The sequence below is a fragment of the Cryptosporangium arvum DSM 44712 genome (assembly GCF_000585375.1).
Classification (GTDB): Bacteria; Actinomycetota; Actinomycetes; order Mycobacteriales; family Cryptosporangiaceae; genus Cryptosporangium; species Cryptosporangium arvum.
The window spans coordinates 6,736,116-6,750,131 of the sequence record NZ_KK073874.1; the positions used below are offsets into that span (position 1 = coordinate 6,736,116).

General features: G+C 71.9%; 10 protein-coding genes. 7 read left to right on the top strand and 3 right to left on the bottom strand.

What is annotated here, in order from left to right; all coding sequences use genetic code 11:
• The first annotated feature begins 53 nt into the window (after nt 1-53).
• The gene (locus CRYAR_RS30910; protein ID WP_035868274.1) at nt 54-2,834 is read left to right on the top strand and encodes an aconitate hydratase; all 2,781 of its coding nucleotides are present in this window, start codon (nt 54-56) and stop codon (nt 2,832-2,834) included.
• Between the two features lie 99 nt (nt 2,835-2,933).
• Nucleotides 2,934-3,506 (top strand): TetR/AcrR family transcriptional regulator, encoded by a 573-nt coding sequence (locus CRYAR_RS30915; protein ID WP_035856823.1) that lies wholly within the window; start codon nt 2,934-2,936, stop codon nt 3,504-3,506.
• On the opposite strand, the gene CRYAR_RS43885 is transcribed toward CRYAR_RS30915, so the two are convergent.
• Entirely contained in the window at nt 3,503-4,231 is a 729-nt protein-coding gene (locus CRYAR_RS43885; protein ID WP_084701154.1) for an SAM-dependent methyltransferase, read from the bottom strand. The two genes, CRYAR_RS30915 and CRYAR_RS43885, sit on opposite strands and share 4 nt — an antisense overlap.
• A 152-nt stretch (nt 4,232-4,383) precedes the next feature.
• Here CRYAR_RS43885 and CRYAR_RS30925 point away from each other — a divergent pair, with 152 nt between their 5' ends.
• From CRYAR_RS30925 to CRYAR_RS30935, 3 genes are all read left to right on the top strand, one after another.
• Nucleotides 4,384-5,781, top strand: coding sequence for a peptidoglycan-binding domain-containing protein (locus CRYAR_RS30925; protein ID WP_035856824.1), 1,398 nt, complete (start codon nt 4,384-4,386; stop codon nt 5,779-5,781).
• Between the two features lie 216 nt (nt 5,782-5,997).
• A complete protein-coding gene (locus tag CRYAR_RS30930) occupies nt 5,998-6,219 on the top strand; it encodes a hypothetical protein (protein ID WP_035856825.1) in 222 nt (73 codons plus the stop codon).
• Between the two features lie 51 nt (nt 6,220-6,270).
• Nucleotides 6,271-8,616 carry a bifunctional polysaccharide deacetylase/glycosyltransferase family 2 protein gene (locus CRYAR_RS30935; protein ID WP_084701156.1) on the top strand — a complete coding sequence of 782 codons (2,346 nt, stop codon included), beginning with the start codon at nt 6,271-6,273 and terminating at the stop codon, nt 8,614-8,616.
• On the opposite strand, the gene CRYAR_RS30940 is transcribed toward CRYAR_RS30935, so the two are convergent.
• On the bottom strand, nt 8,581-10,449 hold the full coding sequence (locus CRYAR_RS30940) for an ABC transporter ATP-binding protein (RefSeq protein WP_051571162.1): 1,869 nt from the start codon (nt 10,447-10,449) through the stop codon (nt 8,581-8,583). The two genes, CRYAR_RS30935 and CRYAR_RS30940, sit on opposite strands and share 36 nt — an antisense overlap.
• Before the next feature lie 57 nt (nt 10,450-10,506).
• Here CRYAR_RS30940 and CRYAR_RS30945 point away from each other — a divergent pair, with 57 nt between their 5' ends.
• The gene (locus CRYAR_RS30945) at nt 10,507-11,292 is read left to right on the top strand and encodes an exodeoxyribonuclease III (RefSeq protein ID WP_035856826.1); all 786 of its coding nucleotides are present in this window, start codon (nt 10,507-10,509) and stop codon (nt 11,290-11,292) included.
• A 53-nt stretch (nt 11,293-11,345) separates the two neighbouring features.
• Here CRYAR_RS30945 and CRYAR_RS30950 read toward each other — a convergent pair whose 3' ends face one another.
• Entirely contained in the window at nt 11,346-12,038 is a 693-nt protein-coding gene (locus tag CRYAR_RS30950; protein ID WP_051571163.1) for an enoyl-CoA hydratase/isomerase family protein, read from the bottom strand.
• A 137-nt stretch (nt 12,039-12,175) separates the two neighbouring features.
• On the opposite strand from CRYAR_RS30950, the gene CRYAR_RS43890 reads away from it, so the two are divergent.
• Nucleotides 12,176-13,963 carry a hypothetical protein gene (locus CRYAR_RS43890; RefSeq protein ID WP_051571164.1) on the top strand — a complete coding sequence of 596 codons (1,788 nt, stop codon included), beginning with the start codon at nt 12,176-12,178 and terminating at the stop codon, nt 13,961-13,963.
• Nucleotides 13,964-14,016: the final 53 nt, after the last annotated feature.

The window sequence follows — 14,016 nt, forward strand, 5'->3', positions numbered from 1 at the left end:
GGCGACGAGAACCGACGAAGGAGTGCGACGTGTCAGAGGGCTCCCCCCCGCGCATCGACAGTTTCGGGTCGGCCGGCTCGCTCACGGTCGGCGACGAGAATTATGAGATCTTCCGGCTCAGCGCCGTCGAAGGTCTCCAGGACAAGATCGCGAAGCTTCCGTACTCGCTGAAGGTCCTGCTCGAGAACCTGCTGCGGACCGAGGACGGCGCGAACGTCACCGCCGATCACATCCGCGCGCTGGCGAACTGGGATCCGCAGGCCGAGCCGGACACCGAGATCCAGTTCACGCCCGCCCGGGTCGTGATGCAGGACTTCACCGGCGTTCCGTGCGTGGTGGACCTCGCCACGATGCGCGAGGCCGTCGCGGAGCTCGGCGGCGACCCGGCGAAGATCAACCCGCTGGCGCCGGCCGAGCTGGTCATCGACCACTCGGTGATCGCCGACGTGTTCGGCGCGCCGGACGCGTTCGCGCGCAACGTCGATCTGGAGTACCAGCGCAACCTCGAGCGCTACCAGTTCCTGCGCTGGGGCCAGGGCGCGTTCAACGAGTTCAAGGTCGTGCCGCCGGGCACCGGCATCGTGCACCAGGTGAACATCGAGCACCTGGCGCGCGTGGTCATGGTCCGCGGCGAGGCGAAGACCGCCTACCCCGACACCTGCGTCGGCACCGACTCGCACACCACGATGGTCAACGGGCTGGGCGTCCTGGGCTGGGGCGTCGGTGGCATCGAGGCCGAGGCCGCGATGCTCGGCCAGCCGGTGAGCATGCTGATCCCGCGGGTCGTCGGCTTCAAGCTGAACGGCGAGCTGCCCGAGGGCACCACCGCCACCGACCTGGTGCTGACGATCACCGAGATCCTGCGCAAGCACGGTGTGGTCGGCAAGTTCGTCGAGTTCTACGGCGAGGGTGTCACCGCGGTGCCGCTGGCCAACCGGGCCACGATCGGCAACATGAGCCCCGAGTTCGGCTCCACCGCCGCGATCTTCCCCATCGACGCCGAGACCGTGAACTACCTGCGGCTGACCGGGCGTCCGGAGCAGCAGCTGAAGCTGGTCGAGGCCTACGCCCGCGAGCAGGGCATGTGGCACGACCCGTCGGTCGAGCCGGTGTTCTCCGAGTACCTCGAGCTGGACCTGGCGACGGTCGTCCCGTCGATCGCCGGCCCGAAGCGCCCGCAGGACCGGATCGTGCTGGCCGAGGCGAAGTCCCAGTGGCGCGGCGACATCCGCACCTACGTCGACGACGTCGCGCAGTACGGCCCGGCCGACGAGGCCTCCGAGGAGTCTTTCCCGGCGTCGGACTCGCCGGCGAACGGGCGCAACACCGAGGCCGACAAGCCGCACCACGGCGCACCGGGGTCGGAGCGCCCCTCGAAGAAGACCTCGGTCACGATGGCCGACGGCACCACGTTCGAACTCGACCACGGCGCGGTGACGATCGCCGCGATCACGTCGTGCACGAACACCTCGAACCCGTCGGTGATGATCGGCGCGGCGCTGCTGGCCAAGAAGGCCGTCGAGCGCGGCCTGACCCGCAAGCCGTGGGTGAAGACGACGCTGGCCCCGGGTTCGAAGGTCGTCAGCGACTACTACGACCGCGCCGGGCTCACGCCGTACCTCGACAAGATCGGGTTCAACCTGGTCGGTTACGGGTGCACGACGTGCATCGGCAACTCGGGCCCGCTGCAGGACGAGATCTCCGCGGCGATCAACGAGGCCGACCTCGCGGTGTCCGCGGTGCTCTCCGGCAACCGTAACTTCGAAGGCCGGATCAACCCCGACATCAAGATGAACTACCTGGCGTCGCCGCCGCTGGTCGTGGCGTACGCGCTGGCCGGTTCGATGGACATCGACATCACCACCGAGCCGCTGGGAACGGGGTCGGACGGCAAGCCGGTGTACCTGAGCGACATCTGGCCCTCGCCGCAGGAGGTCGAGGAGGTCATCGCCTCCGCGATCCACAGCGAGATGTTCTCGCGTGACTACGCCGACGTGTTCGCGGGTGACGAGCGCTGGCAGAACCTGCCGACGCCGACCGGCAACACGTTCGAGTGGGACACCGAGTCGACGTACGTCCGCAAGCCCCCGTACTTCGAGGGCATGCCGGAGAAGCCGACGCCGGTGACCGACATCGACGGCGCCCGGGTGCTGCTGAAGCTCGGCGACTCGGTGACGACCGACCACATCTCCCCCGCCGGGGCGATCAAGGCGGATTCGCCGGCCGGTAAGTACCTCACCGAGCACGGCGTCGAGCGGCGCGACTTCAACTCGTACGGATCGCGGCGCGGTAACCACGAGGTGATGATCCGCGGCACGTTCGCGAACATCCGGCTGCGCAACCAGATCGCTCCCGGCACCGAGGGTGGTTTCACCCGGGACTTCTCCGCCGACGGCTCGGTGACGACCGTGTACGACGCCGCGCAGAACTACGCGTCGGCCGGTACGCCGCTGGTCGTGCTGGCGGGCAAGGAGTACGGCTCGGGGTCCTCGCGTGACTGGGCGGCCAAGGGCACGGCGCTGCTCGGCGTGCGTACCGTCATCGCCGAGTCGTACGAGCGCATCCACCGCTCGAACCTGATCGGCATGGGTGTGCTGCCGCTGCAGTTCCCGGCCGGGGAGTCGGCCGAGTCGCTCGGGCTGACCGGCGAGGAGACGTTCTCGGTCGCCGGCGTGACGGCCCTGAACGACGGCTCGACGCCGCGCACGGTGAAGGTCACCACCGACACCGGCGTGGAGTTCGACGCGGTCGTGCGGATCGACACGCCCGGCGAGGCCGACTACTACCGGCACGGCGGCATCATGCAGTACGTGCTCCGCAGCCTGCTCGGCTGATCGTCTTTACTGGAGGGGCCCCGCCGTCGGCGGGGTCCCTCGCTTTGTAAACCAGACGTACGGATTGCAAGAATTCGAGTCGGCTGTCACGATCGGTTCATGCCCAAGGTCAGCCAGCTGCACCTCGACGCCCGACGGCAGGAGATCCTCGCCGGCGCCAGGGCCTGCTTCGCCCGCCACGGGTACGAGGGCGCGACCGTGCGGCGCCTGGAGGAGGAGACCGGTCTCTCCCGGGGCGCGATCTTCCACCACTTCCGCGACAAGGAATCGCTGTTCCTCGCGGTCGCCGAGGACGACGCCGCCGAGATGGCCGCGGTCGTCGCCGAGCAGGGTCTCGTGCAGGTGATGCGCAACCTGCTCGACGACGAGTTCAGCCCCGAGCAGGCGGGGTGGCTCGGCACGCAGCTCGAGGTCTCCCGGCGCCTGCGCACCGACAAGGACTTCGCGGCGCGCTGGGCGGCCCGGTCCGAGGCGATCTCCCAGGCCACCCACGACCGCCTGGTACGCCAGCGCGAGGCCGGCGTCCTGCGCGAGGACGTGGACCTGCAGACGCTCCAGCGGTTCCTGGAGCTCGCCCTCGACGGCCTGGTGCTCCACCTGGCCATGGGCCGTCCCGCCGGCGAGCTGGGCACGGTCCTGGACCTCGTGGAAGAGGCCGTCCGGCGCCGTTAGCGGCGCGCCTGGATCACCGGTCCCCCGACGTCCAGGCCGTCCTTGACGACGAAGCCCGCGTCGGTGAGCTCTTCGCGGAGCTCGTCGGGCGTCACCGGCCAGGTGTAGAACTCGGTCTCGGCCTCGGAGACGACCTCACCCTCGGCGTCGAGCACCGTGTACCGGTACTCCCACCACTGCCGCTGGCCGGCGGGCTCTCCGCGCACCGACCCGACGACCGTGTGCGTCCCCACGGTGGCCCGGCCGAGCTCACGCGGCTGCTGCACGACCGGCTCGGTCAGCCGCGGCTCGTCGAGCAGGAACAACCCACCGGGGACGAGCGCGTCACGCACCCGCTCCCAGATGTCGGGCCGGTACGGCGGCGGGAACGCCGGGCTGGTGTCGAGGCAGACGGCCAGGTCGGCGAACTCCGCGACCGTGAAGCGCTCGGCGTTCTCCGGCAGCACGGTGGTGCGTGCGCGCAGGGCCGGATCCGCCGCCAGCCGGGCGTAGAGCGCCGTGCGCATCCCCACCGACGGCTCCACCGCCACGATCGGTACCTCGGGCACCTCGGCGGCCAGCGCGGCCAACGCCGACCCGGTGCCGGCGCCCAGGTCGAGGACACCGTGGGTGACCTCGCTCCCGACCGCCGCGAGCAACGCCGACGCCCTGGCGGCCGACCGCTCCGCGTGCAGCAGGTCGTAGTACTGCGCCGCAGCCGCGTACCCGTCCACCCCGGCCCCCACCCTTCAGCTTCGACCCATCTGTGCGGACCCTAAGCGCAGCGTGCGGCCCGGCGGCAGGCCCGATCCCAAATCTTGAGGCAGTCATAGGGCTGCCCGCCCGATTCGTCCGGTTGTCGTGACGCTCGGTGAGCACACGGGAGTGCGACGGGTGCGTGACCGCCGTTCGGTTCAGCCCGCACCCGTCCGGCGCCGACGAGGTCACCGTGACGATCTCGACGACTCGCCGCCGTGTCCGTGCCCTCGGAGCCGCGCTCGCCCTGTCCGTGGCCACCGGCCTGGGCGTCGCCCCGGTCGCCGCGGCCGCCGCGACGCCGGCCGCGAAGACCCCGGCCGCGCCGGCGAGCCTGCCGACCGGCATCGAGGCCCTGGCGCCGTACGTGGCGCAGTCGTCCTGCGAGTGGGTCGACAAGCCCGGCTCGATCGCGCTCGGCACGCTGCTCAAGACCACGTACCCCGACACGTCGTACGGCGTCACGCGCGGCTGCACCGGGACGATGAACAGCGAGCACTACGACGGTCGCGCCGTCGACTGGATGAACTCGATCCGCAAGCCGACCCAGGCCGCGCAGGCCACCGCGGTGCTCGACTGGCTGTTCGCCACCGACGCCGCCGGCAACAAGTTCGCGAACGCCCGCCGGCTCGGCGTCATGTACGTCATCTGGGACGGGAAGATCTGGGGCAGCTACAACCAGGTCTGGAAGCCGTACTCGACCTGCGCGTCGCACCCCGAGGCCGGGTGGGACACCACGTGCCACCGCGACCACGTGCACTTCAGCCTCTCCTGGGCCGGCGCGATGAAGCGGACCTCGTACTGGACCGGGTCGGTCGCGGCGAACGACTACGGGCCGTGCCGGACGTCGGACCTCAACTACGCGGCGCCCTACCGTGGAGTCAACCCGACCCGGTGCGCCTCGTACGCGAAGCTGACCGCTCCCGCGGGGTCGGGCGCCGCCTACGCCGGCCTGGTCAAGTTCTCCGGCGCGCAGTTGCAGGCCGGTGCGAGCGGCAACGCGGTGAAGGCACTGCAGACCGGGCTGGGGCTCAGCGCCGACGGGTCGTTCGGAGCGAGCACGACCGAGGCCGTGACGCAGTTCAAGTCGACGCACGGGCTGCCGGCCAACGGTGTGGTCGACGCGGCGACCTGGCGCGTGCTGCTGGCCGCGCTCAAGCCCGGCGCCCCGGCCGCCAAGCCCACCACGCCGGTGGCCCCGGCGACGCCCGCGGCAAGCCCTCCGAAGCCCGCCGCGAGCCCCGCGAAGCCCGTCTCGAGCCCCGCGAAGCCCGTCTCGAGCCCCGCGAAGCCCGCCGCGAAGCCTGCCGCGGGCCCGGCGAAGCCCGCCAACGCGCTCGCCCAGTACCGGAACACGACGCTGAAGGTCGGCTCGAGGGGTGCGGCCGTGACCGCGCTGCAGCGGCGGCTGAAGCTGCCCACCGTGACCGGCACGTTCGCCACCAAGACCCAGAACGCGGTGAAGATCTTCCAGCGGACGCACCGCCTGCCGGTGACCGGCGTCGTCAACCGGGCCACCTGGATCGCCCTCGGCGCGTAGTACGTCACTCAGGGTAGCGAAAGTCGATCCGTCCGGACGTATCAGGCCTCCGAACAGCTAGCGGCACGGCACCGGAATGACGAGGAGTAGCGCACCTTAACGGTAAGCTGACGAGGATATGTCAGCATTCGGATCCGAGCGGGTGACGGTTTTGGGCGCTTTGTTAAGCCTGTGAGTCCGATTAGCACGGTTCATCACGCTTCTAGGCTTGATCCCATGGACCGCACTGAACTACTCACCGTCACTCATGGCCCCGTCTTCGTGGACAGCTCCGGGCGCCGTGCCCGCCGGTTACGGATCCTCGCGGTGGTGCTCTGCCTGGCCTTCGTCGCCGCGTTCGGCGTGCTGGCCGGCGGGCTGTTCGGCTCGTCGGTCGACCTCTCGACCGCGATGCCGACGCCCACCGCGTCGGTGACCGCGAGCGCGACCGCGAGGTAGCCCGGGCCCGGGTGTGGCGGCCGTGACCCGCCCGCCGACCGAAGGACTGCGATGCCCCGGTCCGACCGCCTCGACCCCGCCGAGCCGTCCGGCCCGTCCGGCCCGGACGGCCCGGACTCAGCCGGCGCAGCCGCCACACCCGGCGCAGCCGGCGCAGCCGGCGCACCGAACGTGTCAGGCGCCGGGGAACCGCGGCCGCCCGCGGCGTGGCGGTTCCGGCGCGGGCGCAGGAACCGGAACCCCAGCCCGCACGAGGAGAAGCGCGGCGAGCGCAAAGCGCGCGGACGCGTGCCGCTCGTCGTCATCCTTCTGGTCTTTCTCTGCGCGATCCTGTTCCTGAACGCGGTCGCCACCGCCTCGGTCGGCGCGTCCAGCACCGTCCACGAGGCCGGCAGCTCCACCGACGTGCCGGATCAGATCACCGACGGCGGTCCGGTGATCGACACGACGCTCGGCCGGACGACCTCCTCCTTCCGCATGAAGGAGAAGACGATCGCGCTGACGTTCGACGACGGCCCGGACCCGACCTGGACCCCGCAGATCCTCGACGTGCTGAAGAAGCACGACGTCGACGCCACGTTCTTCATGGTGGGCGCCCGCATAACCGAGGACCCGTCGATGGTCGAGCGGGTGCACCGCGAGGGCAACGAGATCGGGATCCACACGTTCACCCACCGGGACATGTCGACGATCGGCGCCTGGGAGCGGCGCCTGCAGTACTCGGCGACCCAGATGGCCGTGGTCGGCGCGACCGGCGACACCACCTCGCTGCTGCGCTTCCCGTACTCCTCCACCGCCGACGCGATCGACAACACCTACTGGCCGATCATCAAGGAAGCCGGTGGCCTGGGGTACGTGACGGTCGTCGCGGACGTGGACGGCGAGGACTGGGCCCGCCCGGGGGTGCGGAAGATCGTCGAGAACGCCACCCCCGAGGGCACCAAGGGCGCGGCCGTCCTCATGCACGACGCCGGCGGCAACCGGGCCGAGACCGTCGCCGCGCTCGACATCTACATCCCGACGATGAAGAAGCTCGGGTACTCGTTCACGACGCTCTCCCGAGGCATCGACTTCGGCGACGCCGAGGTCACCGCCGACGTGCACCGGACCGCGGACGGCAGCGAGGTGCTGCGCGGCCGCGCGGTGCTCTACGGCATCTGGCTGGCCCACCAGTTCGTGCTCTGGTGCACGGTGCTGATCCTGATCGTCGGCGTGCTGACGATCGGCCGGCTGGCGCTGATGCTGCTGCTGACCGTCCGGCACCTGGTCAAGCGCCGCAAGGGCTACCCGACGCCGGTGACGCTGCCGGTGACGGTCGTGGTGCCGGCCTACAACGAGAGCGCCGGGATCGAGGCGGCCGTGCGATCGCTCGTCGCGAGCGACTACGTCGGCCGCGACGCGGACGGGAACGAGGTGCCGGTCAAGGTCGTCGTCGTCGACGACGGCTCCACCGACCGCACGGCCGACCTGGTCGAGGCCCTCCGGTTCCCGAACGTGAAGGTCATCCGGGTGGCGAACGGCGGCAAGGCGCGCGCGCTGAACATCGGCGCCGCCGAGACCGACTACCCGATCGTCGTGATGGTCGACGGCGACACCCTGTTCGAGCCGGGTTCGATCAGCGCGCTCGCCCGGCCGTTCGCCGACCCGGCGGTGGGCGCGGTGGCCGGGAACGTGAAGGTCGGCAACCGGCGCAGCCTGCTCGGCCGCTGGCAGCACATCGAGTACGTCACCGGGTTCGCGGTGGACCGCCGGGCCTACGAGATCATGCGCTGCATGCCGACGGTGCCCGGCGCGATCGGCGCGTTCCGGCGCGAGGCGCTGGCGCAGGTCGGTGGCGTCAGCGACGACACGCTCGCCGAGGACACCGACCTGACGATGGCGCTGAGCCGGGCCGGATGGCACGTCGTCTACCAGGACCAGGCACGCGCCTGGACCGAGACCCCGGCCACGATCGGGCAGCTGGCCACCCAGCGCTACCGGTGGACCTACGGGACGATGCAGGCGATGTGGAAGCACCGCCGCGCGTTCCTCGACCGCGGGCCGTCCGGCCGCTTCGGACGGATCGGGCTGCCGTTCCTGGCGCTGTTCGGCGTGGTGCTGCCCCTGCTGGCGCCGCTCATCGACATCTTCCTGGTCTACGGCCTGCTCTACTACGACGCGGCGCTGACCGTCCTCGGGTGGCTGGGCATGCTGGCCGTGCAGCTGGTCATCGCGGTGGTGGCGTTCCGGCTCGACAAGGAACCGCTGCGGCCACTGTGGGCGTTCCCGCTGCAGCAGATCGTCTACCGGCAGCTGATGTACGTCGTGCTGATCCAGTCCGTGGCGACGGCGCTCACCGGCGCCCGGCTGCGCTGGCAGAAGCTACGTCGCACTGGGAACGTGAGCACCGCCGGCTGAGTACAGCGTCGCGTAGAGGCCGCCGGCGGCGAGCAGCGACTCGTGCGTGCCGCGTTCGACGATCCGGCCGTCGTCGACGACGAGGATCAGGTCGGCGCCGCGCACGGTGGACAGGCGGTGGGCGATGACCAGCGCGGTGCGATCGGCCAGCGCCTCGTCGAGCGCCTGCTGCACGGCCCGCTCGGAGTCGGTGTCGAGGTGGGCGGTCGCCTCGTCCAGAATGACGACGCCGGGCGCCTTGAGCAGCAGCCGGGCGATCGCGAGCCGCTGCTTCTCCCCGCCCGACAGCCGGTGGCCACGCTCTCCGACGACCGTGTCGAGCCCGTCCGGGAGCGAACGCACGAGCGGCTCGATACGGGCCCGGCGCAGCGCATCCCAGAGCTGGTCCTCGGCCGCGCCGGGCCGGGCGAACAGCAGGTTGGCCCGGATCGTGTCGTGGAAGAGGTGCGCCTCCTGCGTGACGACGCCGACCGCGTTGCGCAACGACGCCGTCGTCGCGTCACGCACGTCGACCCCGCCGACCAGCACCGCGCCGGAATCCACGTCGTACAGGCGCGGTACCAGCGACGAGATCGTGGTCTTCCCGGCCCCGGACGGGCCGACCAGCGCGACCAGCTGCCCCGGCCGGGCCTCGAAGTCGATGTCGTGCAGCACCGGGGTGCGCGGGGCCGTGTCCAGCACGGCGACGTCCTCGAGCGAGGCGAGCGACACCTCGTCGGCGGCCGGGTAACTGAACGACACCCCGCGGAACTCGACGCTGCGCGCGCCGTCCGGAATCGTCGCCGAACCCGGGGTGAGGGCCGGTTCGAGGTCCAGCACCTCGAAGACCCGGTCGAAGCTCACCAGCGCGCTCGCGACGTCGAGCTGGACGTTCGACAGCGCCGTCAGCGGGCCGTAGAGGCGGGTGAGCAGCAGCGCCAGGCTGACCACGGTGCCGGCCGACAGGCCTCCGGCCAGCGCCAGCCAGCCGCCCGCCCCGTAGACCAGCGCCGTGGCCAGCGCGGCGACGAGCGTCAGCGCCGCGAAGAACGCCCGGGAGTAGACCGCGGAGAGCACGCCGACGTCACGCACGCGGGCGGCGCGACGCCCGAACGCCTCCTCCTCGTCCTCGGGGCGGCCGAACAGCTTGACCAGCATCGCGCCGGCGACGTTGAACCGCTCGGTCATCGTCGTGTTCATCGACGCGTTGAGCTCGGCCGCCTCCCGGGTGATCCCGGCCAGCCGCCGCCCGACCCGCCGTGCGGGCAGGACGAACACCGGCAGGAGCACGAGCGCGGCCAGCGTGATCGGCCACGACAGCGTCAGCATGACCGCGAGCGTCAGCACCAGCGCGATGACGTTCGACACCACGCCCGACAGCGTCGAGGTGAACGCTCGCTGCGCCCCGATCACGTCGTTGTTCAACCGGCTGACCAGCGCGCCGGTCTGCGTCCGGCTGAAGAACGCGACCGGCATGCGCTGCACGTGGGCGAAGACCCGGGTCCGCAGCGAGAGGATGATGCCCTCGCCGATCCGGGACGAGAACCAGCGCCCGACCATCGAGAGCACGGTGTCGACCACGGCCAGCCCGGCGATCACCAGCGCCACCGTGACGACGGCGCTGCGGGGCCCGCCGCGGTTGATCGCGTCCACGACGCGGCCGGCCAGCACCGGCGTCACGACCGCGATCACGCTCGAGACCACGGTCGCGGTCAGGAACACCGCGATGTCGCGCCGGTAGGGCTGCGCGAACGCCAGGATGCGCTTCCAGGTGCCCGGTGGGAGCTTGCGCTGATCGCCACGGTCGCGACGCAGCGACCGCATCATCTCCATCGCGGCCATCGGTTGGGTCATGGCTGCTGCAACGCTGTAATCAGCGGGCTGATTCCGCCGCGCTGGCAGGATGGGGGCGTGCGCCTGGCGACCTGGAACGTGAACTCCGTGACCGCGCGGCTCCCCCGGCTGCTCGAGTGGCTCGCGGAGACCGAGCCGGACGTGTTGTGCCTGCAGGAGATCAAGACCACGACCGAAGCGTTCCCGGCCGAGGCGGTCGCCGAACTCGGCTACGAGACCGCGGCCCACGGCGACGGACGGTGGAACGGGGTGGCGCTGCTGTCCCGCGTCGGGCTGGCCGACGTCACCCGGGAGCTGATCGACCAGCCCGGGTTCCCCGGCCCCGAGCCCAGGGCGATCGGCGCGACCTGCGGCGGCGTCCGGGTCTGGTCGATCTACGTGCCGAACGGCCGCGAACCGGAGAACCCGCACTACCAGTACAAGCTGGCCTGGCTCGAGGCGCTGCAGCGCACCGTGAAGTCCGAGCTCGGCGCGGGCCCGTTCGTCGTCACCGGCGACTTCAACGTCGCGCCGACCGACGACGACGTCTGGGATCCCGCCGTCTTCGTCGGCGCGACGCACGTCACCCCGCCGGAGCGGGCCGCGCTGGCCGCGCTGCGCGAGGCGGGCCTGGTCGACGTCTTCCCGCGGCCGTTGAAGTACGACCACCCGTTCACCTACTGGGACTACCGCGCCGGGGCCTTCCCCAACAACAAGGGCATGCGGATCGACCTCTTCTACGCCGACGCCACGCTGGCGGGCGCGGTGACCGACGCGTACGTGGACCGCAACGCGCGCAAGGGCAAAGGCCCCTCGGACCACGCGCCGGTCGTCGTGGACGTCTCTTTGCCGCCGCGAGGTTAGGGCTCCCCGCCGACGCGGGGTGCAGGGCTCCCCGCCGCCGCGCGGTTGAGGGCTCAGCCGGGGTCGAGGCCGCGGGCCCGGCGCGCGAACGAGCCGCGTTCGGCGGCGGCGCCCGGGGCCGCGAACAGGGCCTTGGTCTCGGCGAGGACGGCGCGGTCGGTCGCGAGGAGACCGGCGACCAGGTCGTCGGTCGCGGCCCGGAGATCCGAGCCCGGGACCACCCGGGTCGCCAGACCGAGCCGCTCCGCCTCGGCGGCGGTCACCGGGCGGCCGGTCAGCGCGAGTTCGGCGGCCCGGCCGGACCCGATGAGCGCGACGAGCCGATCGGTCACCCCGAGTAGCGGCGGGCCACCGAGCGTCACCGACACGTCGTGCGCGAACACCCGGAGGTCGCAGCTGAGCGCGAGGTCGACGGCGGGCCCGGAGAGCGGGCCCCGGGCGGCGGCCACCGAGACCGTGTCGGCCCGGCGCAACCACGCCACCGCGTCCTGGTAGCCGGCGAGTACGGCGTCGCACTCCGCTTCGGACAGATCGACCAACCCGCTCCGCACACTCTCCGTAGTGGATCGAGCGCCTGTCGTGATCGACCCGTCGAGCACCAGGACGACCACCCGAACGGCCCCGGTGAGCTCGCGCCCGGTGGCCGCGAGCACGTCCAGGACCTGGACCGCCTGTTCGTCCCAGCGCGAGACGTTGCCGACGACAACGGTCCTGACCCCCGGCCGGTCGACGTCCACCCAGCTCACCCCACCTGATCGCCGCTGTCCGGGTCGAGACTACGCACCGTCGGGGCTGAGCGAACGTCGCTGGTTGACCGGCCGAACGGACCGAACTGTCACCACCAGATCGTGAGCCGCACACCGAACGCTTTACCCTGAAAGCCATGGCTCCCGGCTATCGGTATGACGACGCCCGCTCCAGCGGTGGGACGTACGACCTTCCCCGCGGTGCGGACGCTGACGCGACGGCCTACCGTCAGGCGCGTTCGTCCGAGGGTGACGCGTACCGTCCGCGCGGCCGTTCCAGCTCCGAGCCGACCCGGCAAGCTCCGCCCCGTCCACCGGCCCCACCCGCACCACCGACCCCGCCGGCACCGCCGCAGGCCCGTCCGTCGCGGGAGCGGTACTCCGACGACGAGTTCTCCGACCGCCGTCACGAGACCGGCCGTCGCGGGGACGACCGGTACGACGAGCGGAGCGGCCGCGGTGCCCGCGACTCGCGGGACGGGTACGACGACCGGAGCTCCCGGGACGACCGGGGGGCGGACGACCGCGGCGGATACGACCAGCGCGGCGGATACGACGACCGGGGCTCTCGCGACGACCGGGGCTCTCGCGACGACCGGGGCTCTCGCGACGACCGGGGTTCCTACGACGACGGTGGCCGGGACGGGTACGACGACCGGGGCCGGTACGACGACCGCGGGTACGAGGGTCGCGGCCGTGGTGGCCGGGACGACCGCGGGTACGACGACCGGGCCCGCTACGACGACCGCGGCTCCCGGGACGACCGGGGTCCCCGCGACGACCGTGGTCCCCGCGACGACCGGGGCGGGTACGACGACCGAAGCCCCCGGGACGACCGCGGCGGGTACGACGACCGCGGCCGGGGACGCCGGGACGACTACGGCGACCGGGGACGCGGTCGCGGCGACGACCGTGGTTACGACGAGCGCGGTTACGACGAGCGCGGTTACGACGAGCGCGGCCGTCGCGGCGGTTACGACGACGACGCGGAGCAGGCCACTCGACGCGTCCGCCCGGACGAACTCGGTCTCCCGTCGCTCGGCCCGGGCGCGGGCCCGGAAACCCGCCCGATCCCGGCCGCCCGCCCGCCCGCGGACGGCCCGCCGCCGCGCCGCGATCTCCCGGCGCCCCCGCCGGACATCGACTCCGAGTCGACGATGATCCTGCCGAAGGCCGGCGACCGCTCCCCCCTCGACCGCGCGTTACGCGACGAGGACGACCAGGCCACGCAGATGTTCGTCCCGCGGCCGTCGTCCGGCGCCGCCGGTGGTCCCCCGCCGCCCGGCCTCGGCGCCACCCGGGTCGGCGGCCCGCCCGCCAACGACGCCGCCACCCAGATGATCCGGCGCCCGGAAGAGATGCCGCTGATCGAAGGCCTGCCGGCCGGTAGCGACGACCAGGCCACGCAGATGTTCTCCCGGCCCGACGACCTGCGGCCGGTGTTCGTGGACGGCAGCGGCAAGCGGCAGAAGCGCATCAAGTTGCTCTTCCGCCTGGTCGGTGTCATCGCGCTGCTGTTCCTGATCGGCATCGTCATCAGCCTCATGGCCGGCCCGGACGTCATGAAGAGCACGATCGGCGAGAAGGACGAGAAGACGCCCTCACCGTCGGCGTCGGCGTCGGTGGCGCCCCCGAAGAAGCAGCCGTCCGCGTCGGCCAGCGCCGGGGGCCCGGCCGCCGAGCCCACCCGCCGGAGCGGCCAGGACACCGACCCGGTCGCTCCGACGAAAGCGGCTCCCCCGCCCGCGGCGGAGGAGGAAGAGCCCACCGAGCCCAGCGAGCCCGCGCCGACCCGCACGCGCACCCGCAGCGCGTCGCCCGACGCGAGCCCGAGCGCGGGCGACCCGAGCGACCCGGACACCGGCGGCAACGGAAACGGGAACGGGAATGGGAATGGCAATGGGAACGGCAACGGGCGAGGCTGACGGCCGTTGGGGGCACGACGAATGCCCCCAACGAAAGTAATCGATAAGTAGGA

Excerpts from the sequence above, each read along its gene's own strand:
- CRYAR_RS30915 (WP_035856823.1), top strand. The coding sequence starts at position 2,934 with ATGCCCAAGGTCAGCCAGCTGCACCTCGACGCCCGACGGCAGGAGATC.
- CRYAR_RS30930 (WP_035856825.1), top strand. The coding sequence starts at position 5,998 with ATGGACCGCACTGAACTACTCACCGTCACTCATGGCCCCGTCTTCGTG.
- CRYAR_RS30935 (WP_084701156.1), top strand. The coding sequence starts at position 6,271 with ATGCCCCGGTCCGACCGCCTCGACCCCGCCGAGCCGTCCGGCCCGTCC.
- CRYAR_RS30940 (WP_051571162.1), bottom strand. The coding sequence starts at position 10,449 with ATGACCCAACCGATGGCCGCGATGGAGATGATGCGGTCGCTGCGTCGC.
- CRYAR_RS43890 (WP_051571164.1), top strand. The coding sequence starts at position 12,176 with ATGGCTCCCGGCTATCGGTATGACGACGCCCGCTCCAGCGGTGGGACG.